Origin of the sequence: Sphingomonas cellulosilytica (assembly GCF_052321755.1) — a bacterium.
GTDB lineage: Bacteria > Pseudomonadota > Alphaproteobacteria > Sphingomonadales > Sphingomonadaceae > Sphingomonas.
On sequence record NZ_JBQRTT010000003.1, the window covers coordinates 329,082 to 353,652 of the forward strand.

Annotated in this window: 20 protein-coding genes and 1 tRNA gene; 7 read left to right on the forward strand and 14 right to left on the reverse strand. The window is 68.7% G+C overall.

All coding sequences use genetic code 11. The features are described from left to right. Positions 1–22: 22 nt before the first annotated feature. The 3 genes from ACTZQ5_RS06870 (at position 23) to ACTZQ5_RS06880 (ending at position 5,566) form a co-directional block, all read left to right on the forward strand. Positions 23–2,344, forward strand: coding sequence for a DNA translocase FtsK (locus ACTZQ5_RS06870; RefSeq protein ID WP_443584415.1), 2,322 nt, complete (start codon positions 23–25; stop codon positions 2,342–2,344). 599 nt (positions 2,345–2,943) lie between these two features. Then, a complete protein-coding gene (locus tag ACTZQ5_RS06875) occupies positions 2,944–4,878 on the forward strand; it encodes a S9 family peptidase (protein WP_443584416.1) in 1,935 nt (644 codons plus the stop codon). A gap of 82 nt (positions 4,879–4,960) precedes the next feature. After that, positions 4,961–5,566 (forward strand): LolA family protein, encoded by a 606-nt coding sequence (locus tag ACTZQ5_RS06880; RefSeq protein WP_443584417.1) that lies wholly within the window; start codon positions 4,961–4,963, stop codon positions 5,564–5,566. A gap of 210 nt (positions 5,567–5,776) precedes the next feature. Here ACTZQ5_RS06880 and ACTZQ5_RS06885 read toward each other — a convergent pair whose 3' ends face one another. Genes ACTZQ5_RS06885 through ACTZQ5_RS06895 form a run of 3 tightly spaced genes read right to left on the reverse strand, consistent with a single transcriptional unit; the run spans position 5,777 to position 11,338 of the window. Next, complete coding sequence (locus tag ACTZQ5_RS06885; RefSeq protein ID WP_443584418.1) at positions 5,777–9,115, reverse strand: error-prone DNA polymerase; 3,339 nt, start codon at positions 9,113–9,115, stop codon at positions 5,777–5,779. After that, positions 9,112–10,656, reverse strand: coding sequence for a Y-family DNA polymerase (locus tag ACTZQ5_RS06890; RefSeq protein ID WP_443584419.1), 1,545 nt, complete (start codon positions 10,654–10,656; stop codon positions 9,112–9,114). Before ACTZQ5_RS06890 ends, ACTZQ5_RS06885 begins: the two co-directional genes overlap by 4 nt. Beyond that, positions 10,565–11,338 (reverse strand): hypothetical protein, encoded by a 774-nt coding sequence (locus tag ACTZQ5_RS06895; protein WP_443584420.1) that lies wholly within the window; start codon positions 11,336–11,338, stop codon positions 10,565–10,567. Before ACTZQ5_RS06895 ends, ACTZQ5_RS06890 begins: the two co-directional genes overlap by 92 nt. A 138-nt stretch (positions 11,339–11,476) precedes the next feature. On the opposite strand from ACTZQ5_RS06895, the gene ACTZQ5_RS06900 reads away from it, so the two are divergent. Then, positions 11,477–11,551 (forward strand) — tRNA-Gly (locus ACTZQ5_RS06900). An 84-nt stretch (positions 11,552–11,635) separates the two neighbouring features. Here ACTZQ5_RS06900 and ACTZQ5_RS06905 read toward each other — a convergent pair. Then, complete coding sequence (locus ACTZQ5_RS06905) at positions 11,636–12,052, reverse strand: cupin domain-containing protein (RefSeq protein WP_443584520.1); 417 nt, start codon at positions 12,050–12,052, stop codon at positions 11,636–11,638. Between the two features lie 250 nt (positions 12,053–12,302). On the opposite strand from ACTZQ5_RS06905, the gene ACTZQ5_RS06910 reads away from it, so the two are divergent. Genes ACTZQ5_RS06910 through ACTZQ5_RS06920 form a run of 3 tightly spaced genes read left to right on the forward strand, consistent with a single transcriptional unit; the run spans position 12,303 to position 16,604 of the window. Next, positions 12,303–15,338, forward strand: coding sequence for a TonB-dependent receptor (locus ACTZQ5_RS06910; RefSeq protein ID WP_443584421.1), 3,036 nt, complete (start codon positions 12,303–12,305; stop codon positions 15,336–15,338). Between the two features lie 5 nt (positions 15,339–15,343). Further along, positions 15,344–16,339 carry an alpha/beta hydrolase gene (locus tag ACTZQ5_RS06915; RefSeq protein WP_443584422.1) on the forward strand — a complete coding sequence of 332 codons (996 nt, stop codon included), beginning with the start codon at positions 15,344–15,346 and terminating at the stop codon, positions 16,337–16,339. A 37-nt stretch (positions 16,340–16,376) separates the two neighbouring features. Continuing rightward, positions 16,377–16,604 (forward strand): hypothetical protein, encoded by a 228-nt coding sequence (locus ACTZQ5_RS06920; protein WP_443584423.1) that lies wholly within the window; start codon positions 16,377–16,379, stop codon positions 16,602–16,604. 356 nt (positions 16,605–16,960) lie between these two features. Here the strand turns inward: ACTZQ5_RS06920 and ACTZQ5_RS06925 are convergent, their stop codons facing one another. From ACTZQ5_RS06925 to ACTZQ5_RS06970, 10 genes are read right to left on the reverse strand one after another with little or no spacing between them, the layout of a single operon-like run. Next, positions 16,961–17,428 carry a hypothetical protein gene (locus ACTZQ5_RS06925; RefSeq protein WP_443584424.1) on the reverse strand — a complete coding sequence of 156 codons (468 nt, stop codon included), beginning with the start codon at positions 17,426–17,428 and terminating at the stop codon, positions 16,961–16,963. A gap of 53 nt (positions 17,429–17,481) precedes the next feature. Continuing rightward, entirely contained in the window at positions 17,482–17,829 is a 348-nt protein-coding gene (locus ACTZQ5_RS06930) for a hypothetical protein (RefSeq protein ID WP_443584425.1), read from the reverse strand. Continuing rightward, entirely contained in the window at positions 17,826–18,836 is a 1,011-nt protein-coding gene (locus ACTZQ5_RS06935) for a chemotaxis protein CheB (RefSeq protein WP_443584426.1), read from the reverse strand. The genes ACTZQ5_RS06930 and ACTZQ5_RS06935 overlap by 4 nt, the downstream gene beginning before the upstream one ends. Positions 18,837–18,870: 34 nt before the next feature. Further along, positions 18,871–19,314 carry a chemotaxis protein CheW gene (locus ACTZQ5_RS06940; RefSeq protein ID WP_443584427.1) on the reverse strand — a complete coding sequence of 148 codons (444 nt, stop codon included), beginning with the start codon at positions 19,312–19,314 and terminating at the stop codon, positions 18,871–18,873. A 12-nt stretch (positions 19,315–19,326) separates the two neighbouring features. Next, positions 19,327–19,692: a response regulator gene (locus ACTZQ5_RS06945; RefSeq protein WP_443584428.1), complete on the reverse strand. Its 366-nt coding sequence runs from the start codon at positions 19,690–19,692 to the stop codon at positions 19,327–19,329. Positions 19,693–19,721: 29 nt separating this feature from the next. Then, a complete protein-coding gene (locus tag ACTZQ5_RS06950) occupies positions 19,722–20,282 on the reverse strand; it encodes a chemotaxis protein CheD (protein WP_443584429.1) in 561 nt (186 codons plus the stop codon). Continuing rightward, positions 20,279–21,295 carry a protein-glutamate methylesterase/protein-glutamine glutaminase gene (locus ACTZQ5_RS06955; protein WP_443584430.1) on the reverse strand — a complete coding sequence of 339 codons (1,017 nt, stop codon included), beginning with the start codon at positions 21,293–21,295 and terminating at the stop codon, positions 20,279–20,281. The genes ACTZQ5_RS06950 and ACTZQ5_RS06955 overlap by 4 nt, the downstream gene beginning before the upstream one ends. Then, positions 21,292–22,152, reverse strand: coding sequence for a CheR family methyltransferase (locus ACTZQ5_RS06960; protein ID WP_443584431.1), 861 nt, complete (start codon positions 22,150–22,152; stop codon positions 21,292–21,294). The genes ACTZQ5_RS06955 and ACTZQ5_RS06960 overlap by 4 nt, the downstream gene beginning before the upstream one ends. After that, positions 22,149–24,260: a chemotaxis protein CheA gene (locus ACTZQ5_RS06965; protein ID WP_443584432.1), complete on the reverse strand. Its 2,112-nt coding sequence runs from the start codon at positions 24,258–24,260 to the stop codon at positions 22,149–22,151. Before ACTZQ5_RS06965 ends, ACTZQ5_RS06960 begins: the two co-directional genes overlap by 4 nt. An 11-nt stretch (positions 24,261–24,271) precedes the next feature. Further along, positions 24,272–24,547, reverse strand: coding sequence for an STAS domain-containing protein (locus ACTZQ5_RS06970; protein ID WP_443584433.1), 276 nt, complete (start codon positions 24,545–24,547; stop codon positions 24,272–24,274). Positions 24,548–24,571 lie beyond the last annotated feature (24 nt).

The following is a 24,571-nucleotide window of genomic DNA, read 5'->3' on the forward strand; positions in this document are numbered from 1 at the left end:
CGCACATTGAAGGGATCGGGCGATGGCGAGCCGTGCGCAGCCAGGCTTGTTGCGTGAGACGGTGAAGGCGGGGGCGGTGCGCGGCGGAGCGCTGATCGCGGCGATCGCCATCATCCTGGTGACGCTGCTGATGGTGCTGGCGCTGGCGAGCTACCATGCCAGCGACGCCGCGCTCAACACCGCCTCGGGCGGGCCGATCCAGAACCTCGCGGGCCCGCCGGGGGCGTGGTTCGCCGATCTGGCGCTGACCGTCTTCGGGCCGGCGGTGGCGCTGCTGCTGCCGGTCGGGCCGATCGTCGCGGCGCGGCTGTGGCGCGACCAGCCGCCGGGGCGCTGGACGGCGATGCTGCGCAATGCGGTGATCGGCGTCGCGCTGATGGCGGCGGCGCTCGCCTTTGTCTCCGATTCCTCGGTGCTGGCGCTGCCTGCGGGGTGGGGCGGGGTGGTCGGCCTGTCGGTGGCGCGTCTCGTCGCATGGGCGCTGTCCTTCATCGGCCAGCCGGGCACCGAACGCTGGCTGGCGCGCGGCATCGGCCTCGTCATCGGCGTCGCCGGCATCATCGTCTGGGCGAAGAGCCTGGAGATCGACCTCGGCGAACGCCGCTTCCGCCTGCGCCGCATCCGCACCGCCGACGGCGAGACGATCGAGGATGTGTACGATTACGACGTGGACGAGGAGGAGGATGAGGAGCCGCTGCAACTCGCCCGCAAGGTGGTGGAGCCGCGCGCCGTCGCCACCCCCGATCCGCGCCCCGCGCCGGTGATCGCCGACCGCACCGTCGCCCCCTCCGCCGCCCGGCCCAAGCCGAAGCAGCAGAGCCTCGACCTCGGCTACACCTATGCGCTGCCGCAGATCGACCTGCTCACCCCCGCGCCGCCCGCGCCCAAGGGGACGATCGACAAGGCCTCGCTGGAGCGCAACGCCCGCCTGCTCGAAAACGTGCTCGACGATTTCAAGGTGCACGGCGTCATCAACGAAGTGCGCCCCGGCCCGGTCGTGACCATGTACGAACTGGAGCCCGCGCCCGGCATCAAGGCCAGCCGCGTCATCGCGCTCGCCGACGATATCGCCCGCAACATGAGCGCGGTGTCGGCGCGCGTCGCGGTGATCCCCGGCCGCAACGTGATCGGCATCGAGCTGCCGAACCAGAAGCGCGAATCGGTCAGCCTGCACGAACTCGTCGGCAGCCAGACGTTCGAGGATCAGGCGGCGCAGCTGCCCATCATCCTCGGCAAGAACATCGCCGGCGATCCCGTCATCGCCGATCTCGCGCCGATGCCGCACCTGCTCGTCGCGGGCACCACCGGATCGGGCAAGTCGGTCGGCCTCAACTGCATGATCCTCTCGCTGCTCTACCGGCTGACGCCCGACCAGTGCCGGATGATCATGATCGATCCCAAGATGCTCGAACTGAGCATGTACGACGATATCCCGCACCTGCTGTCCCCCGTCGTCACCGATCCCGCCAAGGCGGTGCGCGCGCTCAAATGGGCGGTGGAGACGATGGAGGATCGCTACCGCCAGATGTCGTCGGTCGGCGTGCGCAGCCTGGCAGGCTTCAACGACAAGGTGCGTGCCGCCAAGGCCAAGGGCCAGCGCCTCGGCCGCCGCGTGCAGACCGGCTATCACCCCGAAACGGGCCAGCCGGTGTATGAGGAGGAGCAGCTCGACTACGAGCCGCTGCCGCAGATCGTCGTCATCGTCGACGAGCTGGCCGATTTGATGATGACAGCGGGCAAGGAGGTGGAATTCCTGATCCAGCGCCTCGCGCAAAAGGCGCGCGCCGCCGGCATCCACCTCATCATGGCGACGCAGCGCCCGTCGGTCGACGTCATCACCGGCGTCATCAAGGCGAACCTGCCGACCCGCATCAGTTTCCACGTCACCAGCAAGATCGACAGCCGCACCATCCTGGGCGAACAGGGCGCCGAACAGCTGCTGGGGCGCGGCGACATGCTCTACATGCCCGGCGGCAAGGGCATCGTCCGCGTCCACGGCCCCTTCGTCAGCGACGACGAGGTGCGCGGCATCGCCGATCACTGGCGCGCCCAGGGTCAGCCCGACTATATCAGCTCGGTCACCGAAGAACCCGAAGACAGCTTCGCACTGGAAGGCGCACCGGAGGGCGAGGACACGGCCGAGGACCAGCAGTACCGCGCCGCGATCCAGCTGGTGTGCGAATCGCAAAAGGCCTCGACCAGCTGGCTCCAGCGCCAGCTGCGCATCGGCTACAATTCGGCGGCGCGGCTGATCGAAAAGATGGAAAAGGACGGCATCGTCAGCCGCCCCGACCACGTCGGCCGCCGCGAGGTGCTGCGCGATACGGAGGGGCACGCGATCTGAGCGCGGGCGCGCGTTCGCCAGGGCTGATCGACATGCAGAATGAAGGACCCTCTTCATCCTCCCCCCCAGGGCAGGGCTATCGCATATGGCGATGATGGCTGCCGGCGGCGGGTGAAGGGGCATGCCGTCCCATTATCCTTCGTCACCCCGGACGTGTTCCGGGGTCCACCGTGCCGCAAAACCCAGAGCGTATTGGTGTGCGGCACGGTGGATGCCGGACCAAGTCCGGCAAGACGGAGGATTGAAGAACACCCGGATCAGACAGCCCATTGCAATAGCCCTGCCTTGGCAGGGAGGGATTGAATGTCGATTGGTCTTAAGCCCCCGATGGACGATCGCGTATGGGTCCGCGGTGCTGCCTGCCATCGACCTCGTTTAAGTAACCGCGCGATCCACGCTGTCCTATTTGGAAAAGCCGTGAAACACCGCTCCGAGATCGTCCCGTCCATCGTTCTTTGACATCCGCTCGCACTCGCTGACGACACCTGCGTTCGTGCGACTTTTGTGACCTTTCGCGGCCACGCTTGCCCGAAACCGCTTGATCCGGGCTACCGACCTGCCACGCTATCGCTTTGATATAACACATCGGGGGAACGCCAGTGAAACGCATCACCGCAGCCGTCACGCTGACCATCGCCGGCGCGGCGATGGCGCAGGATAGCGGCCCCACCGTCGCACCGCCCGCGGCGATCGTCGCCGACGGCATCCCGCCGGTGCCGCAGGCTCTCGCCGACGCGACGCGGCCCTATCTCGAATCGCGCGCCGCCGGGTTCGACGGCTGGAACCCGGTGACGCGCGGCGTGCTGGTGTCCACCCGTTTCGGCAATACCGCGCAGCTGCACGAGGTGGCGATGCCGCTGGGCATGCGGCGGCAGCTGTCGTTCGAGGCGGATGCGATCGCCGGCGCCAGCTACGCGCCCAGACGCGGCGACGTGCTGGTGGTGCAGAAGGACGTCGGCGGCAGCGAATTCTGGCAGCTCTATACGCTGAAGGACGGCCGCCTCACGCTGCTCACCGACGGCAAGAGCCGCAACGCGATCAACGCCTGGAGCCACGACGGGCGCTGGCTCGGCTATTCCTCCACGCGCCGCAACGGGACGGACAACGACCTCTACATCATCGATCCGCGCGATCCCAAGAGCGACCGGCTCGTTGCCAGGGTGCAGGGCGGCGGCTGGGCGATCGGCGACTTCGCGCCCGATGCGAAGACCGCGGTGGTCAGCCAATATCTGTCGGTCAACAAGACCAACCTGTACCTGATGAACGTCGCCACCGGCCGCATGACCCCGATCGGCGACCCGGCGCAGCCGATCGCCTATGGCGATGCGAAGTTCGCGCCTGACGGTACCTTGTGGGTGACCTCGGACGAAGGATCGGACTTCCAGCGTCTCGGCACGATCGATCCGCGCACGGGCCGCTTCACCGCGGTGGCGCCCGAGGCGAAGTGGGATGTCGCCGGCTTCGACATATCCGACGACGGCCGCACCATCGCCTATGTCGTCAACGAAGCGGGCATCGACCGGCTGAAGCTGCTCGATGTCGCCAGCCGGCGGGCTCGCACCGTGCCGCTGCCCGCGGGCGGGATCGGCGGGGTGGCGTTCGCACCCTGGGGGGCGCTGGGCTTCACGCTCACCTCGGCGAAGGCGCCGGCCGATACCTATTCGCTCGATCCCGCGACGCTGAAGGTGACGCGCTGGACGGCGAGCGAGACCGGCGGCCTCGATCCGCAGCGCAACGCCGAGCCCGAATTCATCGAGGTGAAGAGCTTCGACGGCGAACCCGTCTCGGGCTTCCTCTACCGCCCCGATCCGAAGCGCTGGCCGGGCAAGCGGCCGCTGCTGTTCAACATCCATGGCGGGCCGGAGGGGCAATCGACGCCTGGCTTCCTCGGCCGCAACAACTATCTCATAAACGAGCTCGGGATCGCGATCTTCTATCCCAACGTCCGCGGCTCGACCGGGTTCGGCAAGCGCTTCGTCGCGCTCGATAACGGGCCGTTCAAGCGCGAGGATTCGGTGAAGGACATCGGCGCCTTCCTCGACCGGCTGGAAAGGGACCCGCGCATCGATCCCAAACGGATCGCGGAGACGGGGGGCAGCTACGGCGGCTACATGTGCTATGCGGTGGCGATCCGCTACGGCGACCGGTTCAAGGCGGCGAACTGCATCGTCGCCATCTCCAATTTCGTCACCTTCCTCGAAAACACGCAAAGCTATCGCCGCGACCTGCGCCGGGTCGAATATGGCGACGAGCGCGTGGCCGAGCAGCGCGCCAAGCTGACCGCGATCAGCCCGCTGACCCGCGCCGCGGAGCTGAAGATCCCGCTGATGGTCGTCACCGGCGGCAACGATCCGCGCGTGCCGGCGTCGGAGGCGAACCAGATGATCGCCGCGGTCCGCGCCAACGGCGTGCCCGCCTGGCACCTGCTGGCCAAGGACGAGGGCCATGGCTTCGCCAAGAAGGAGAACCAGGACTATCAGTTCTGGACCAGCCTCCTGTTCTGGCGCGCCAACCTGCTCGGGCCGGGCAAGTGAAGGGGGGCCGCCGGGGGCTTGAACCCCGGCGGCCTTTGGCGGTTAAGCACGCATTCAACGCTCGCCCTGCATCAGGATGCCCATGATCCGATACGCATTTGCCCTCACCGCGCTGGTCGCGCCCGCCGTCCTCCCCGCCCAGGCGACCGGCGATCTCGCCGCGGTGCAGCGGCACCTCCAGTCGGTCGAGACGATGACCGCCGACTTCACGCAGACCGATCGCAACGGCAAGGTGCTGACCGGCACCTTCACCCTGAAGAAGCCGGGCAAGCTGCGCTTCCAATATGAAAAGGGCGTGCCGATCCTGATCGTCGCAGAGGGTGGCGCGCTGACCTTCATCGATTATTCGGTACGGCAGGTGCAGCGCTGGCCGATCAAGAATTCGCCGCTCGGCGTGCTGCTCGATCCCACCCGCGACATCACGCGCTATGCGCGGCTGGTGCAGACCGGCAACGACGCGGTCGTATCGGTCGAGGCGAACGATCCGAAGCATCCCGAATATGGCCGCATCACATTGATCTTCGCGCGCCAGCCCTCGGCGCCGGCGGGTCTGTCGCTGCAAGGCTGGGTGGCGCTCGACAGCCAGAACAACCGCACGACGATTCGCCTGTCGAATCAGCGATTCGGCGTACCGGTTAGCGACCAGACGTTCAAATGGAACGACCCACGGCGGACCAATAGCCGCTGACAGGGCAGAATCCGACCCGTCATTCATGCAAGCGACAGGTTGCTTGGCCTAGAAGGGCCCTCGCGGATGTGGGGCGTCCGGGATTTTTCCCCCTGTTGCCCGGATGACATCAACCACTTCCCGCCTGCGTGACGAACGCTAGGTCGGCCCTCGCTCCATGCCCCCGGAGCGGGGGCCATTCCGTTTATGGCGTTGGCGTTGCTGGGACGGTCAGTGGAAATCGCGTGACGGCGGCATGATCCGCACGTCGCGCGGGTGGCGGCCTCGGGGGTCCTGGCTGACGATCGGCTTGGGGCGGATCACCTCGTCCACCGGCAGCAGCGGCGTCTCGGCCCGGTAATCGGAAGAGAGGCGCGCGAGTTCTGCGGTGCGGTCGTATGCCTGGGTCGTCATCAGGTGGACGACGCCTTCGTCGCTCCGCTGGATCACCCCTTCCAGCACCAGCAGCCGCGCCGCCATCACCGCGCGCCGGTGCGCCTCGAAATCGCGCGCCCAGAGCAGGGCGTTGGTGATTCCCGTCTCGTCCTCGATCGTCACGAAGATCGCATTGCCCTTGCCCGGCCGCTGGCGGACCAGCACCACGCCGGCGACGCGCGCCCGCCGCCCGTCCCGCGCGCGGGCCGCCTCGGCGCTCGACAGCACGCCCTCGGCGGCGAACACGGGCCGCAGGAATCGCATCGGGTGATCCTTCAGCGACAGCCGAGTCGTCTGGTAATCCGCCGCCACCTGTTCGGACAGCGGCATGGCGGGCAGGCGCGCATCCGCCTCCTCGGCCAGCTCGGGTGCGTCCGCGGCGGCGAACAGCGCGAGTTGCCTGGGGGGCGTGCGCCGCACCTCCCACAAGGCATCGCGCCGCGGCATCGCGATCGAGCCGAAGGCATCGGCATCGGCGAGCAGGTTGAGCCCGCGCGTCGGCAGTCCGGCCCGCGCCGCCACCGCCTCGATGCCGGCGAAGGGCTCCTCGCCGCGCGCGGCGACCAGCGCCTCCGCCCAGGCCTGCCGGAATCCGTCGACCTGGCGGAACCCCAGCCGGATCGCGTGGCTGCCGTCGTCGAGCGGCTCCAGCGCATTGTCCCAGCCGCTCGCATTGACGTCGACGGGGCGGACGACGACGCCATGGTCGCGCGCGTCCTGCACCAGCTGCGCGGGCGCGTAGAAGCCCATCGGCTGCGCGTTGAGGATCGCACAGCCGAACGCGGCCGGGTGGAAGCATTTGATCCACGACGACACGTACACCAGCCGCGCAAAGGACAAAGCGTGGCTCTCGGGGAAACCGTAGCTGCCGAACCCCTCGATCTGCTTGTAGCAGCGCTCGGCGAAGTCGCGCTCGTAGCCGCGGCCGACCATGCCGCCGACCAGCTTCTCGTGGAAATTGTCCATGCCGCCGACATGGCGGAACGTCGCCATGGCGCGGCGCAGCTGGTTCGCCTCGCCGGGGGTGAAGCCGGCGGCGACGATGGCGAGCTTCATCGCCTGTTCCTGGAACAGCGGCACGCCATAGGTTTCGCGCAACAGGGTGCGCAATTCGTCGGCCGGTCCGCACCGGGGATCGGGGGAGGGGAAGTCCACCGCCTCGCGGCCCGCGCGCCGCCGCAGATAGGGATGCACCATGTCGCCCTCGATCGGCCCGGGCCGCACGATCGCCACCTGCACGACCAGGTCGTACAGCTTGCGGGGGCGCAGGCGCGGCAGCATGTTGATCTGCGCGCGGCTTTCCACCTGGAACACGCCGATGCTGTCGCCCCTGCACAGCATGTCGTAGACCGGTGGCGCGTCGGGCGGGATGGAATCGAGGTCGTGCCGGCCGAGGCCGTGCTCGTCCATCAGGTCGAACGCCTTGCGGATGCAGGTCAGCATGCCGAGCGCCAGCACGTCGACCTTCATCAGCCCCAGGCAGTCGATATCGTCCTTGTCCCATTCGATGAAGGTCCGGTCCTTCATCGCGCCGTTGTGGATCGGCACCGTCTCGTCGAGGCGGTTCTGGGTCAGCACGAAGCCGCCGACATGCTGCGACAGATGGCGGGGAAATTCGAGCAGCTGCGCCACCAAATCGCACAGCCGCGCGATTTCGGGCGTGGCGGTGTCATAGCCGGTCTGCTGGAGATGCTTGTCCTCCAGCCGATCGGTGAAGCTGCCCCAGATCGTGCTGGTCAGGCGCTGGGTCACATCCTCCGACAGGCCCAGCACCTTGCCGACCTCGCGCACCGCGCTGCGCGGCCGGTAGTGGATCACCGTCGCCGCGATCGCCGCGCGGTGGCGGCCATAGCGCTCGTAGATATATTGCATCACCTCCTCGCGCCGCTCGTGCTCGAAATCGACGTCGATATCGGGCGGCTCGTTGCGCTCGGCGGATACGAAGCGCGAGAAGAGCAGGTCGTAGCGCATCGGATCGACCGAGGTGACGCCGAGCAGCCAGCACACCGCCGAATTGGCGGCCGACCCGCGGCCCTGGCACAAGATCGGCGGGCTGGTGGTCCGCGCGAAGCGGACGATGTCGTGCACCGTCAGGAAATAATGGGCATAGCCCTGCGACCGGATGAGCGCGAACTCCTCATGCAGCAGGCCGAGCAGCTTGTCGGGGACATAGCCGTCGTAGCGGTCGATCGCGCTCTGCCAGGTGAGATGCTCCAGCCAGTCCTGTGCCTGCCAGCCGGCGGGCACCGGCTCGTGCGGATATTCGTAGCGCAGTTGGTCCAGCCGAAACTCAATCCGGTCGAGCAGCCGCAGGCTCTCGGCGACCGCCTCCGGCCAGCCGTGGAACAGGCGGGCGATCTCGGCTGGCGGCTTCAGATGCCGTTCGGCATTGGCGGCGAGCAGGCGTCCGGCGTGCGCGACGGTGCGCCCTTCGCGGATGCAGGTGACGATATCGTGCAGCGGCCGTGCGTCGGGCTGCGCGTAGAGCGCATCGGTGGTCGCGAGCAGCGGGACGCCGGCCTGTGCCGCGATCCGCGCATGGCGCGCCAGGCGGCGGCGGTCGCGCCCGCCGCGCGGCATGGTCACGCCCAGCCATGTTCGCCCCGGCGCCATGTCGGCAAGCAGCGCCAGCGTGGCGGCCAGGCCGGGATCGCTGCGCATCGGCGGGATCAGCGCGTCCGGCATCGGCTCAGCGGGCGTCGTGCTGCTGTCGGGCAGGGCGATCAGCAGCAGGTCCTCGCAATGCCGGGCGAGATCGCCCAGCCCCAGGATGCAGCCGCCCTTCACCGCCCTGCGGTTGCCGACCGTCAGCAGCCGCGTCAGCCGTCCCCAGCCATGCCGCGTGGCGGGATAGGCGACGATATCGGGCGTGCCGTCGGCGAACACCAGCCGCGCGCCCACCACCAGCCTGAAGTCGAGCGGCGGCAGGCGCTGGCCGAGCAGGCCCTGTTCGGCGCGCTGCAAGGCATCATGGGCACGGACGACGCCGGCCACCGTGTTGCGATCGGCGATGCCGATGGCGGCAAGCCCCAGCTCCACCGCGCCTGCCACCATGTCGCTCGGGTGACTCGCGCCATGGAGGAAGGAATAATTGGTCGCCGCGACCAGTTCGGCGAATCGCGGCGCATCGCTCATGCGAACAGCCCGTGCAGGTACCAGCGCGGGTGGTCGCGCTCGTCGTGCAGGCCGTGGCGGAAAATCCAGTATCGGCGGCCGCGCCGGTCCTCGATACGATAATAGTCGCGCGTCGGGATCGTCGCGTCGTGGCGGCGCCACCATTCGCCGGCGATCCGCTCCGGCCCCTCGGCACGGGCGACCTCGTGGACCCGCCGCCGCCAGCGGAAGCGGTGCGGCGGGCCGTCCGGCACCTCGGCCATCACGCTCTCGATCGGCTGCGGCGGGTCGAACAGGTAGATAGGGCGCAGCGGCGGCTCGCCCGCCTCCGCCGCGGGCCAGGCGGCGGGCGCGTCGGCGGCGGCAGGGGCGGTGGCGGGCAGCATCAGCTCGGCCTGCTCGGGGATATGGCTGTCGCGCGGGGCGAAGCGGCGCACCCGCCCGCGGCCCAGCCGCGTCGACAGCTGGTCGACCAGCTGCTCCACCTGGCCGCGCTGCGCCGCGCCGCCCTCCAGCCGCAGCTGCGCCGCATCGAGCCGCTCGGCCAGCGCCACGTCCAGCCGCACTAGATCATAGCCGAAACCCGGATCGAGCGGGTCGGCGAGGCTGTCGATCCGCTCGGCGAACAGGCGCATCAGCAGCGCCACGTCGCGCGTCGGCTGCCCCGTCTCGATGCGCAGCGACTGGACATGGCCATCGGCGCGGAACAGCCGCGCCTCCCAGCGCCGGCCGCCCTGGTGCCGCTCGTCGAGCGTTCGCGCCGCCTCGCCGGCAAGCTCCTCCAGCACGTCCAGCGCATCGTCGGTACGCGCGATCGGCTCGGCGAAGCGGCGCTCCACCGCGATCGGCGCCACGCGCACCTTCGGCCGCACCGGCGCCCGGTCGTCGCCAGCCAGCCGGCGCACCGCGCTTGCCGCCGCCTCGCCGAATCGCGCCGCGATGCCGGCGATCGGCCGGGCCATGACGTCGCCGACCGTCTTCAGCCCGGCACGGGTCAGCGCCACCGTCGCATCCGCATCCAGTTCCAGCGCCGCGACCGGCAACCGCTTCACCGCGCGCCGTTCGTCGGGGGCGGGGGCGCCGGCATAGCGGGCCAGTGCCTGCGCGATTTCCGGCGTGTCGCCGAAGGCGTGGCGGGCGAGGATGCCGCGCCGCGCCATCCGCGCCTCCACGTCCGCCGCCAGCGGCCGCTCGCCGTCGAAGGCATGGGTGCAGCCCGCGACGTCGATCACCAGCGCATCGGGCGGCGCCAATGCCACCGTCGGGCTGTAGCGCGCGCAGCCGTCGGCCAGCCGCTCCAGCCAGTCCATGTCGGCATGCGGATCGGCGGGGAATACCTCCAGCTCCGGCACGCGCGCCCGTGCATCGGCCAGCGTCAGGCCCGGCTCCAGCCCCAGGCGTGCCGCGGTACGATCGGTCGCGGTCAGCCGTACCGCCTGGCCGATCGTCTCGACGAAGGCGACCGGCGTCTCACCCGCTTGCACGAACAGGTGCGGCCGGGTGGCGCGCAGCCGGTCGATCGGCAGCCAGGGAAAGACCAGCGCCAGATAGCGGCGCTCCACGGAAACTCTTGGCATTGCGATCCCACTCCACGCGCCAGCGGCCGCCGGCGGGGCCGCCCCGCCGGCGAAGGCATTCGACGTCATAGGCGGGCAGGCCGGGAGCCTCCCCGCCGATTCCCTGATCCAGCGCGGTGGACGTCGCCGCCGCCACCGCCCAGCGCGTCGCCGCGGCGCTGACCGTCGGCTCCGCGCCGACCCGCAGCGACAGCACGGTGACGCCCGATGCCTCCGCCGCCAGCATCAGCCGCCGCGTCGCCGTGAGGTCCAGGCCGGGTGCGCGGCCGACGCTTTCCACCAGCACGCACCCCAGGCCGGCGCAGCGTGCCGCATCCGCCGCCGCGCGCAGCAAGGCCGCTTCGTCGGCGACGATACCCAGCACCAGCGCATCGGCGGGCAGGCCCAGTTCGATGAGGCCAGTGGCATGCAGCCGGCCCTGCGCGCGCTCGCATGCCTCGGTGCGCAACCACAGCAGCGGCAGCGCGCCCGCCGCCAGCGCATTGGCGATGCCGAATCCCGCCCCGCTCGCCCCGTCCTCGGCATCGAGCGCGTAGATCTCGTGCAGCTGCGCGGTGGCGAGGCCCTGCATCAGCCAGCCGTCCACCGGTGCCGGTGCCGCTTGCGCAGCCCCCGTACCGGCGGCAATGCCGCGCAGCCGGGCGATCAGGGCGGACGAGTCGTTCATCCATGTTCTTGTAATGTTCTAGATATCGAGTCGCCAAGCCCCAATCTGCACGCAATTTTCACGATGGGGGTTGCGGCCCCCGAAAGGCGCTGCTAGTGGCGCGCCTCACCCAGCCGGTTCGCCGGTTCAGGCGCCAGAGCGGGCGTAGCTCAGGGGTAGAGCACAACCTTGCCAAGGTTGGGGTCGAGGGTTCGAATCCCTTCGCCCGCTCCAGTTTTCCACCATGATGGTCGCACCAAAAACCCTCCGACGCGGGCGGCAGCTGCTGCATACCGCCCGGCCGAACGGGTGCGCCGATCAGTGCGCCGCGCCGGTGACGATCGGATAGGACACGATCAGCGTCAGCGGCGTCTTGCCGACCTGGCGGATACCTACCGTCGCGCCGGTGTAGAGATAGGCGGCCATGCCGGGCTTCAGCGGCTTCGTCTCCGCGCCCGACGACACCACCCCTTCGCCCGACAGGACGTAATAGACCTCGTCATGCGCCAGCGGATGCGGGCCGATCGCGGCGCCGACGTGCAGCACCCGCTTGCGGAATTCCATCGTGCGCACCGGCACGGCATCGCTGATCCGATAGGCGGTGCTGGTGCCGATCCTGCCATGCGGCGTCGGCTCCTCGCGCATCACCGTCCGCTCGTCGACCACCACCATCGGCCGCTCTGTCGGCGCAGCGGGCACGGTTTGCGCTGCCAGAATTAAAAGTCCCGAGATCATTGCCATAGTCGCCTCCATCTTTGCGGTTTGCGGGATGTTGACATGCGAGCCTGCACACAGCATGCTTCTGACACCGGTTACCTTAGCAGGGACAAGCACCGGTGGCGAGATCATCGGAACGATGGCCGCACAGCGGGAGGATGGCAGCCACGACCTGCCGAATGCGTCATTCTCCCATGACTCTGCGCCGACGCCGGTTACCGGTGTCAGCGCGTGAAAGGCCTCAAAGGCCGTTGGGGAGTGATGTGAGATGATCGGACGTTCGACCTTTGCCCGCGCCGGTGCCGGCCGCCTTGCCGGCGTATCGACGGCCGCGCTGATGCTGGGCATGCTGCTGCCCGCCGCCGCGTTTGCGCAGGCGGCGAAGATCCCGGCGACGCCGGACCAGCCGGGCAGCCCGCCGCACACCGATCCCGCACCCGCCCAGACCGCCGTCGTGCCGGAAGGGCAGCCCGCCGATCCCGCTGCCGACGTCCAGCCGCAGACCACCGCGCCCGACGGCACAGAGGGCGGCGCCGACATCGTCGTCACCGGCTTTCGCCGCAGCCTGGATGCAGCGCTCAACGTGAAGCGCGAGTCGGTGGCGTCGGTCGATGCGATCGTGGCGGAGGATATCGCCAAGTTCCCCGACCAGAATCTGGCCGAATCGCTGCAGCGTATCCCCGGTATCTCGATCCAGCGCGACGCCGGTGAAGGCCGCGCGATCACCGTTCGCGGCCTCGGCGCGCAATTCACCCGCGTCCGCGTCAACGGCCTCGAAACGGTCGCGACCTCGACCGACGGCGCCTCGTCGAACCGCGACCGCGCGTTCGATTTCAACGTCTTCGCCTCCGAACTCTTCAACTCGATCGTCGTCCACAAGACGGCCGAGGCCAGCCTCGACGAAGGATCGCTGGGCGCGGTGGTCGACCTCAACACCGGTAATCCGCTCGGCGGCAAGACCGGCTTCACCGGCGTGCTGTCCGGACAGGCGAGCTACAACGACCTGTCGAAGAACTTCGGCCCGCGCATCGCCGGGCTGCTGTCGTACAAGAACGATGCGGGGACCTTCGGCGCCTCGCTGTCCGCGGCCTATCAGAAGACCAACAATTTCGAACTCGGCAACAACACGGTGCGCTGGTCGCAGGGCGTGTTCGATTCGGTGAACGGCACGCCCTGCTTCACCCAGCCCAACCGCGGCGGCGCCTATACCAACAACGCGACGTGCGACGCGGTCGCGCTCGCCTTCCACCCGCGCATTCCGCGCTACGGCTCGGTGCGGCATGATCGCGAGCGGCTGGGCATCACCGGCAGCGTGCAATGGGCGCCGAGCGACGCGACCAAGATCTCGATCGACGGCCTCTATTCGCGCTTCAAGGAGACGCGTGAGGAGAAATGGGGCGAGGTGCTGCTGCGCTCCAACGAGCGGCAGATGGACGTCAGCAACTACACCATCGATTCGAACAACAACCTGATCGCGGCGACCATCAACGACGCGTGGGTGCGCACGGAACATTATCTGCGCAAGTCGCAAACCGAATTCTACCAGATCGGCGGCAGCTGGGACCAGGACGTGACGGACACATTCCGCTTCACGTTGCTGGGCGGTTATTCGAAGTCGGACGCGACGATCCCGGTCGAGACGACCTTCGTCTTCGACGATCGCGACGCGCAAGGCTTCCGCTACGATTACACCAATTCGCGCAGTCCCCTCATCAGCTTCGGTACCAGCGTCACCGATCCGGCGAATTTCCAGCTTGCGGAAATTCGCGACCGGCCGTCGGAAACGGTCAACAACTTCCGCACCGCGCAGCTGCGCACCGAATGGGACGTCACCGAGGGCCTGCAGATCAAGGCCGGCGGCCTCTATCGCCGCTTCGCGTTCGATACCAAGGGCTTCTCACGCGATGCGGTGGTCTGCCCCAACGCGGGCGGTCGCGACGTGGTACTGGGCACGATCACCTGCACGCCCAATACCAACATCGGGCCGACCGCGGTCTACGGCTTCCCGGCGACCAATCTGGGCGAGATCTTCAACCTCGGCCGCGCCGGTCAGCCGACGGGCACGACCACGCAGTTCCTGATCCCCAACATCGCCGCCGCGGCGCAATATACCGGCCTCTACAACCGCACCGCCGCGGTGCTGGTCGGCGATACGCGCAGCGTGTCCGAAGAGGTGACCGGCGGCTATGGCGAGTTCGACGTAAAGGGCGATCTCGCCGGCCTGCGCTATGCTGCCAATGTCGGCATGCGCTACGTCCACACCGCGCAGAAATCGACCGGCCTGTCCTCCGCCACCGTCAACGGCACGACGGTGAACACGCCCGCGACGGTGGAACGGAGCTATGACGACTGGCTGCCGGCGATCAACGTCGCGCTGTTCCCGGCCGACAAGGTCATCATCCGCGGCGCGATCGCCAAGGTCATCACGCGGCCGACGCTGGGCAGCCTGACGCCGGGCGGCTCGGTCGACGGGTTCAACTATCGTGTCAGCTTCGGCAATCCGCAGCTCGACCCGTTCCGTGCGACCTCGTTCGACCTGTCGGCGGAATGGTATTTCGCGCCGCAATCGATCTTCTCGGTCGCGGCGTTCAAGAAGAACATCGAAAGCTTCCCGGTCTCGCAGCCGCGTTCGGGCACCTTCGCCTCGACCGGCCTGCCGCTGTCGGTGATCCCGGCCAGCTCGCCCGCCGCGCAGAATCCGGAAGGCCAGCTGTGGACGATCACCCAGCCGATCAACGGAACCGGCGCCTCGCTGAAGGGCGTCGAGATCGCGCTGCAATCCTCGTTCCGCTTCCTGCCCGGGTTCCTCAAGAACTTCGGCTTCCTCGCCAACGCCACCTTCATCGATTCGTCGGCGGCCTATACGCAAGGGGGACCGGCGACGAGCGTCTCGCGCGGTGTGATCAACCCGGTGACCGGCGCGGTGACGACGGCAGGCGGCGTGCTCGGCGCCTATCCGAACGTCACGCGGACCGCGACGCTGTTCGGCCTGTCGAAGCGCGCCTACAATGGCACGCTCTACTATGAGGACGCCAAATTCTCGGCACGGGGTTCGATCAGCTATCGCAGCCCGTATATCGATGCGGCGTCGGCGACGGGCAATCTGTTCGAGGGGTATAACAAGACGATCAACGTCGATGCCTCGCTGCGTTACAAGCTGACGCAGAATTTCGAACTGTCGCTGGAGGGGACCAACCTGACCGACCAGTATCGCGACCGCTACGTCGATCTCGACGCCAACCGCAATTACGAGAACAACCACTTCGGCCGCACGTTCCTGATGGGCGCGCGCTTCAAGATGTGAGCGGTATGATCGATCGGCGCGGGGCATTGCTGGCGGCGCTCGCTGCCGGCTGGACAGGGACGGCGGCGGGTGCGCAGATCCCGGCGCCACGGGGAGCGGGCAGCGCAGGACCGGGCCTGCCCGATCCCGCCGAGACGATCGACCTGTGGCCGGGCAATGCGCCCGGCATGCCCCAGGTGCCGCCGGTCGAGGTGGTCGACGAACGCAGCACCGATCCGGCGCTACCGGATCGCGCGGTGCGGGGCATCGTGCGACCGCGGCTGGCGGTGTTTCGACCGGCGGTTGCCAACGGATCGGCGCTGCTCGTTACCCCCGGCGGCGGCTATGCGCGCGTCGTCATCGACAAGGAAGGCTATGAGCTCGGCCGCTGGCTGGCGGCGCGCGGCTGGACCGTGTTCGTCCTCTTCTACCGCCTGCCCGGCGATGGCTGGGCGGCGGGGCCGGACGTAGCGCTGTCCGATGCGCAACGCGCGATGCGACTGATCCGCCACCGTGCCCGCAGTTACGCCATCCGGCCCGATCGCGTGGCGGCGCTGGGCTTTTCGGCAGGCGGGCATGTCTGCGGGGACCTCGCCACGCGCTGGGCGGCCAGCACCTATGCGCCGATCGATGCCGCCGATCGGCTGAGCGCGCGTCCCGATGCCGCAGCGCCGATCTATGCGGTGCAATCCATGACGCGGCCGCTGGCGCATGCCGGATCGCGCGACCTGCTGCTCGGTCGCCAGCCGACCAGCGCGCTGGAGGCTGCGCACAGCCCGGCGCGCAACGTCACCGCGCAAACGCCGCCCTGCTTTCTGGTCCATGCCGAGGACGATCCGGTGGTCGACGTCGGCAACACCCTGGAGTTCCGGGCCGCGCTCAAAGCGGCCCGCGTTCCGGTGGAGACACATCTGTTCGCGCAGGGCGGCCATGGCTTCGGCCTGCGCCGTGCGGCGGGCAAGCCGGTGGAGGCGTGGCCGACACTGTTCCTCGCCTGGGCGAAGAGCCTTGGGTTCAGCTGAGCTTTCGCGAGCGCGTCCGGGCGTATAGGGCGCGCCGATGACCAGCGGCGCGCTCCACGACCTGTTCCTTTCGACGCTGATCCGGCAGGCGGGCGGCAACCGGCGCCGCTGGCGGCTCGTGCTGGGAGACGTACGCGTCTACGATACGGCGACGCATCCGCACTGCAATTGGTCGGTGACGCCCACGGGCTCGGCGGCGGAAAACGACACGGTGGAGCGGATCGCCGACGATCTGCGCAGCACCCATCCGATCGTCCGCGGCTAATCGCCCGATGCTACCCGGCTGCATGTGCCGTAGCCCGGCGGATAAGGCCTTTTACCAAACCGTTGTCCAGAAAGCGGACACATCAACGTCGTATTCGTATACTTTTTAAGTAATCCCTGTTGCCCGTCGAAAACGTTTCTTGTACCCATCCGAAACGGATACAGATCGTGATACCGAAAATCGTCGGGCACGGTTCGTCAGCGGATGGGAGATGAGCGTGAACAGCGACGAGCGCCAGTGCATATGTCAGTTGCTGGACGACGCGCTGAACCTGCTGGACGCGAATAACGCCCGCCTGCCGGCTATTCTCGTCAGTCAGGCTCTGGAGGCGCTGGAATGCCCGGTCAGGCCATCGGTTACTCCGTCCGTTGCAGCGGCAGCGCTACAATCTCCGTGAGCCAGCTGCGGATCGTCGACCGGCCCGTGGTGGTCAGCGCCAGCATGGTCACCCGCCGATCGCTGAGGTCGTCGCTGCCGAGCACGAGGCCGCGGTCCTGCAACAGCTTGATCCAGCGCAGCGCGGTGGTGCGCGGCACGCCCGCGGCGGCGCAGCAGGCGTTGGTGGTCACCGTCGCGCCGTGCAGCCCCTCGGCGAACAGGAAGAGCATGATGTCGAGGCCGGGATTGGCGAAGAGCGACGCTTCGAGATGGGTGCCGAGTTTGCGCCGGGCCGCCGCGATGCTGCGCGCCAGAACCGCAATCTCCGCATCCGCCGCGTCGTGCCCTTCGACGATGGCGTGAACAGGCGCTCCGGCGAACGTGGTGCCACCGGTGTCGCCGAGGTGCAGGGCCGAGACATTCTGTTCGCGTAAACCGGCGTCCATCGTGATCGTTGCTCCCGTTATTGCCCCACGGCATAACCGGAGCCGATCCGAAATCAAGCCGTGTCGTCGATATCCGGCCCGATCGGCACGCCATCACGGCGATACCGATCGAACGATTCACGTAAGTTAGCGCCAAGTTCTTCCAGTGTCACGGCCTCCAGCCGCCGTTCCACCGGGGTCGATGCGCGCAGCAGCTCGGCGATCGCCAGTTGCGCCTGGGTGATGCGATCCACGCCTTGCAGGCTGTGCATATGGTGGCGCAGCGTATCGGGATTGCCGGCGAGGTCGAAGGCGAGGTCGGCGAGCAGGCCGGTCAGGCCGACCAGTTCGTCAGCCAGCGCATGGGCGAGTGCCGGCTCCACCGCACAGGCGCCGTCCACGGCGATGACGTCGGCCCTCACTTGCTGCACAGTTTCAGAAGGCTGCGGGCCAACTGGTCGCCCGGCACCGGCTGGGTCGCCATGCGGCGGGAGAGGACGAAGCCTTGTGCCCGGTCTTCCGCCTGAACGAGGCAATAGCCGCCGCCGGCCTGCAACGCACGGATGCCGGCATCACCATCCTCGCCGTCCGCCCCGAGCAGCAGGCCGACCGCCTCCGCCCCCGCTGCCTTGGCGACCGAGGCGAACAGAATGGAGATCGACGGCCGCTCGCCCGCCACGGGGTCGCGCGGCAGCAACCGCAGCCGCCCGCCCGGCCAGGTGTCCAGCGCGACATGGTGGTCGCCCGGCGGCGCCAGGTAGATCGTGCCCTGTTCCACCGCCATGCCGTCTTCGGCGAGGACGATGCGCGGCGCGATCTCCGCGGCCAGCTTGTCGATCATCGTGCCGGCGAGGCCCGGCCCCAGATGCTGCACCACCACCGTCGGCGGACAATTGGCGGGAAAGCTGCCGAACAGGTCGAACAGGCTCTGCGTCGCCGCCGCCTCGCCGCCGATGGCGAGGATGCGGCCGTTCCAGTCCATCGGCGGCGCGGCGACCGCCTTGGCCGTCGCGGCCCCCTTCACCACCGCGCCCTTGGCGGCCTTGATCCGTTTACCCAGCTTGGCGAGGATCTTGTCGAATTCCGCCGCCACCGCGACCTTGGGCTTGGGGAAGCAATCGATCGCGCCCAGGCGCAACGCCTCCACCGATGCCTCCGCCCCCGCTTCGGTGCGGGTGGAGAACATGATGACGGGCATCGGCTTCTTGTCCATCATCTCGGCGAGATATTCGAGGCCGCTCATCCCCGGCATCTCGACATCCAGCGTCATGACGTCGGGATGCAATTGCTCGCGCATGCTGCGCGCTTCGTCGGCACCGTCGGCGGAACCGACGACGACCACACCGGGAATCCGCTCCAGTGCGCCCGACAGCAGGGCGCGCATGGTGAGCGAATCATCGACGACGAGAACCTTTACCGGGGCGGCCATGGCCTTGAAATCCTTGGAGTGTGAAGACGATGGGTCAGGCGGCATCGGCCAGCGACGACGATCCTTCGGCCAGGCGTTCCAGCGCCAGCACCAGGATCAGCCGCTGGTCGATCGTCGCCAGGCCTTCGAGGAAGTTCGCCGCCGGCGTTTCGCCGATATCGGGCAGCGGCTGCATGCCGTCGTCGGGCACGGTGACGATGTCGTTGACGGCATCGACGATCAGGCCCTGCAACTGCTCGCCGATCCGCACGACGATGATGACGTGGCGCGACGACGGATCGGTCATCCCCCAGCCCAGACGATGGCTGAGGTCGAGCACCGGCAACACGACGCCGCGCAGGTTGACGACGCCGCGGACATGCGGCGGCACGTTGGGCAGCGGCGTCGCCGGCGACCAGGCGCGGATCTCGCGGATCGCCATGATGTCGACGCCGAGCACCTGCTCGCCGATCTGGAAGGTGATGAGCTGACGGGACATGGGCGGCTCTCCTCAGTGCAGCACGCGGCGGATCGCCGCGGCCAGCTTGTCGGGGTGGAAGGGTTTGACGATCCAGCCGGTCGCGCCCGCGGATCGCGCGCGCTGCTTCTTCTCGTCGGAGCTTTCGGTGGTCAGCACCAGGATCGGCAGGTTGCGATGCCGGTCCTGTTCGCGCACCCGCTCGATCAGGCCGAAGCCGTCGAGGCGCGGCATATTGATGTCGGTGATGAGCAGGTCCGGTTCCGCGCCGCCCAGGCGTTCGAGCGCCTGAACGCCATCCTCGGCCTCCAGCACCTTGTAGCCGAGATCGGTCAGCGCCGCCTTCAGCAGCATGCGCATGCTGGGCGAATCGTCGACGGTCATGATCGTGCTGGACACGGGGTTTCCTTCGTTGGGGATCGGGGTCATCAGAAGAACTCGACGTCGCCGGAGGTGTCGGCGGCAGGGGCGGGAGCCAGCACGATGCGCGGGCGTTCGGGCGGGCGCTCGCTGGCGATCCGGCAGCGGGCGAGGCCCAGGGTCGGGCGGAATTCGACGCGGCGCGCGCCATGCCCGCCGACATCCTCGCCGACCAGCGCGATGCGTTCGTCGCGCAGGAAGCGGCGCGCGAACAACGCGTTGGTCGCGCCGATATCGCGGAAGCCGTCGCGCAAGCTGGCGCCGCCATAGATGCGGGCCTTCAGATTGGATCGCGTCGCGCCCATCGCCATCATCGCGTTGATGAGCACTTCCATCGCATAGACGCCGTAGCGCTGGAGCGAGCGCACATCGGTTTCGCCGCTGCCCGGCTCGGCGAGCAGGAAGTGGTTGAGCCCGCCGACCTTGGCGACCGGATCGTAGAGGCAGGCGGAGATACAACTGCCGAGCACCGTGGTCAGGACGACGCCGGGGTCGTCCGACACCTTGGTCTCGCCCTGCATGATGGTGACGCGGACGAGGCCGTCGGCGGCGCGGGGCAGGGCGCTCATGCCCGGCACTCCTGCAGCAGGCGCGCCGCGATGCGTGACAGCGGCAGCTGCGCGGTGACCGCGCCGATCTGCTTGGCGGCGGCGGGCATGCCATAGACCACGCAGCTGTCCTCATCCTGGCCGATCGTCATCGCGCCTGCCTCCTTCATGCTCTTGAGGCCCAGCGCGCCATCGGCGCCCATGCCGGTGAGGATCGCACCCACTGCCGAGGCGCCGGCCCAGCGTGCGACCGACAGGAACATCCGGTCCACCGAGGGGCGATGGCCGCTCATCTTCTCGTCGGCAACGAGGCGGCAGCGGCGCAGCGTGCCGCCGGTGATTTCGAGGTGCTGCGATCCGCCGGGCGCGACCAGCACCTGGCCCGACCCCAGCGGCGTACCCGCCCGGGCGACGCCGACGCGTGGCGCCGACAGCCGGTCGAGCCGCGCAGCGAAGGTCGGGACGAAGCTTTCGGGCATATGCTGCACGATCACCGTCGGCGGGCAATTGGCGGGAAAGCCGGACAGCAGCTCGATCAGCGCCTCGACGCCGCCGGTCGACGAACCGATCGCGATCATCGCATCGGCACGCGGCGTATAATTGGCGGGGGCACGCGGCGCCGCGGGAGCGTGACGCGCACGTACCCGGCTCCGCGCCGCCGCCTTGACCAGCCGTGCGAGATCTTCGCCCAGCCCCTCGCCGAACGCGCGCGCCGGCTTTTCGTAGCAGTCGAACGCGCCCAGTTCGAGCGCGCGGATCGTCGCATCCGCCCCCCGGCCGGTCAGCGTCGACAGCATCACCACCGGCATCGGGCGCAGGCGCATGATCTTGTCGAGGAAGTCGAGGCCGTTCATCCCAGGCATCTCGACGTCGAGGGTGATGACGTCGGGGTTGAGCGCCTTGATCATCTCGCGCGCGCTGTGCGGCCCGTCGGCGGTGCCGACGACCTCGATCTCGGTGTCCTGCGACAGGCTGTGCGCGACCATCGCGCGCATCGTCGGCGAATCGTCGACGACCAGGGCTCGCACGCTCATGCCGCCACCTTCTGGAACGTGGTGCGGCCGACGCAGGCGAAGCGGGGGGCAACCGATGCCGCCAGCCGCTCGGAATGACCGATGTAGAGGAACCCGCCGGGCGCGAGATGGTCGGCGAGGCGGCTCTGCAACCGTTCCTTCGTCGGATCGTCGAAATAGATCATGACGTTGCGACAGAAGATCGCGTCGAATGTCCCGCGGATCGGCCATGCCTCCAGCAGGTTCAGCTTGCGGAAGGCGACGCGTTCGCGGACCAGCGGATGCACCTCCGCCTGATCGCCGACGCGCGCCATCCAGGTGCTGCGCAGCGACTGGGGGACGCCGGAGGCGGTATCGAGCGCGTAGCGGCCGGCCTTGGCGGCGGCGAGGATCTCGGTCGACAGGTCGGTGGCGAGCACGCGCAGGTCGGTGCGGGCGAGCCGCTGGCCGTTGCCGCGCTCCTTGCCGAACATCGCCATCAGCAGGGAATAAGGCTCCTCGCCGCTCGAACAGGCGGCCGACCACAGCCGCACCTTGCCGCGCGCCGCCAGCCGCTGGTCGAGCGCGGGCCAGGCATGTTCGAGGAAATGGTCGAAATGATGCGATTCGCGGAAAAAGCTGGTGTGATTGGTGGTCAGCGCGTCGATCGCCTGCGTGCGCTCGTCGTCGTCGCGATCGATCAGCGCGATGTAATCGGCGAAATTCGTCAGGCCTTGCGCCCGTACGCGCGGCGCCAGCCGGCCGTAGACCAATTGCATCTTGCCGGGCGGCATCAGGATGCCGGCTTCCTCATAGACGAAGGCGCTGATCGCGGCGTGATCGGCGGCGTCGAAGCGGAATTCGGTAGGCCGGTTCGCCACCATGCGCGCGGCGGTCATGCGGCGAGCCCTAGCGGTGCCGCGGCCAGCCGCGGATCGCGCCGCCAGCGCGAGATCAGCGCATCGACGTCGAGGATCAGCGCGACACGCCCGTCGCCGAGGATGGTGGCGCCGGCAAGGCCCGGGATCGCCTCGTAATTCGCCTCCAGGCTCTTCACCACCACCTGGCGCTGGTCCTGGATCGAATCGACCATCAGCACCGCCTGACCGGTGTCGGATTCGACGACGATCAGCACGGCCTGCGCGGGATCGGTCTGTGCCCCGTGGATGCCGAGCTGTTCGGCGACGCGGTGGACCGGCACGTACGACCCGCGCACGTCGAGCAGCGAGGCGGTGGGGCCGAGCACCTTCACGCCGTCGTCGCTCGGCCGCAGGCTCTCGACGATATGGCCCAGCGGGATGACGAAGGTCTGGTCGCCGACGGTGACGATCATGCCGTCGAGCACGGCGAGCGTCAGCGGCAGCGACAGCGCGAAGCTGGATCCCGAACCGAGGTTCGAGCTGATGCCGATCCGGCCGCCCAGCGCCTGCACGTTCTTGCGCACCACGTCCATGCCGACGCCGCGGCCGGAGATGTTGGACACGGTCGCCGCGGTGGAGAAGCCGGGGGCGAAGATGAGGTTGTCGGTTTCCTCGTCCGACAGGATCGCATCGGCGGCAATGATGCCGCGCTCGATCGCCTTGGCGCGCACCCGCTTGCGGTCGATGCCGCGGCCGTCGTCGGCGACGGTGATGACGATGCGTCCGGAATGATGCGCCGCCGACAAGGTGACGACGCCCTCCTCGGCCTTGCCCGCGGCGAGGCGATCGGCCGGCGTTTCCAGGCCGTGGTCGACGGCGTTGCGGATCAGGTGGGTCAGCGGTTCGCCGATGCGCTCGACGACGGTCTTGTCGACCTCCGTCATCTCGCCGACGATATCCAGGCGGACGCGCTTGCCGGTTTCTACCTCCAGCTCGCGGATGATGCGTGGCACGCGGCTGAACACCGTCTTCATCGGCTGCGCGCGGATCGCCATGGTCGATTCCTGCAACTCGCGCGTCAGGTGATCGAGGTCGGTGAGCTCGCTGATTCCGCCCAGTGCATGTTCGGACAAACGCTGTGCCAACATCGCCTGCGTGATGACGAGTTCGCCGACGAGGTTCACCAGCCGGTCGAGCTTGTCGAGGTCGACGCGGATCGTCTGCACCGCCGCCGGGGCTGGCGTGCGCGGCGCAGTGGGTTCGGCGGGGATCACGGTCGCGACCGGGGCCGATGCCGGCGCGGCTGTGACCGCTACCGGCTCGGCGATCACCGCTTCGGCGGCATCGAGCAGATCGACGAGCAGGTCGTCCGCCGCCACGGCCGGTGCGCCGAGGCGGGTGATGGTGAGGTCGCACGCGCCCATGAATTCGAAGATCGCGCGAATGTCGTCCTCGGCGACGGCAGCGGGCACGATCGCGGTCCAGCCGAGATACGAGCATTCGGGATGCAGGTCGTCCAGCGTCGGCAGCGCGGCGAGGTCGACGGCGATCACCTCGCCCTCCAGCATCGTCAGTTCGCGCAGCAGCAGAAGCGGATCGCCGCCATTCTCCAGCGCATCCGGGCCGGGAACGAAGGTGACCTGCCAGTCGCCGTCCGGCGCAGCCGGCGCCGGCGCCTCGCACAGCGCGAACAGGTCGTCGAAATCGTCGAGGCCGGCGGCGACGGGGGCCGCGGACGGCAGGTCGTCGAGGATGACCAGCACCGGTTCGGCCGGCGTCGAGGCGGCCACCAGCCGCGCCAGCATCGCCGCGTCCGCCGGCGGCTCGCCGCCGTCGCGCGCGGCGGCGACATGGTCGGACAGCATGTCGAAGGCGCCGACGATCGTGCCGAGCAGGTCGGAGGTCAGCGACAGCGTGCCGTTGCGGACCAGGTCCAGCAGCGTCTCATATTCGTGGGTATAGGCCTGCAACCGCTCGTGACCGAACGCGCCCGCGCCGCCCTTGATCGAATGCACCGAGCGGAAGATGGTGTTGATCGTCTCGTGATCGTGGCCGTTCTGGCGCACGCTCGCGAAGCTCGCCTCCATCGTGGCGAGGCCTTCGTCGCATTCCTGAAAGAAGATCTGCTGGATCTCGTCGAGGTTCATCGTCGGTCCTTTCAGGCGCCAGCCACGGGGGCGAGCGCCGCATCGAGCCCGGCCAGCGTCACCATGCGGGCGAGCGCATCACTGCGCGCGTCGAGGCGGAAGGCGAGTCCGCGCGTCGCCGCGGTGGCGCGGGCACTCGCCAGCACTTGCAGGCACGCCTGGCCTATGCGCGTCACCTCCGCGCCGTCGAGATGCAGCGGCTCGCCATGCTCGATACGGGCGAGCAGCGCATGGCGCAGCGGACCGGCGGCGGTCGTATCGAGCGTGGGGGGAAGCGGGTGCGGCATGGCGGCGGTGGTTCCTCGGGAGAA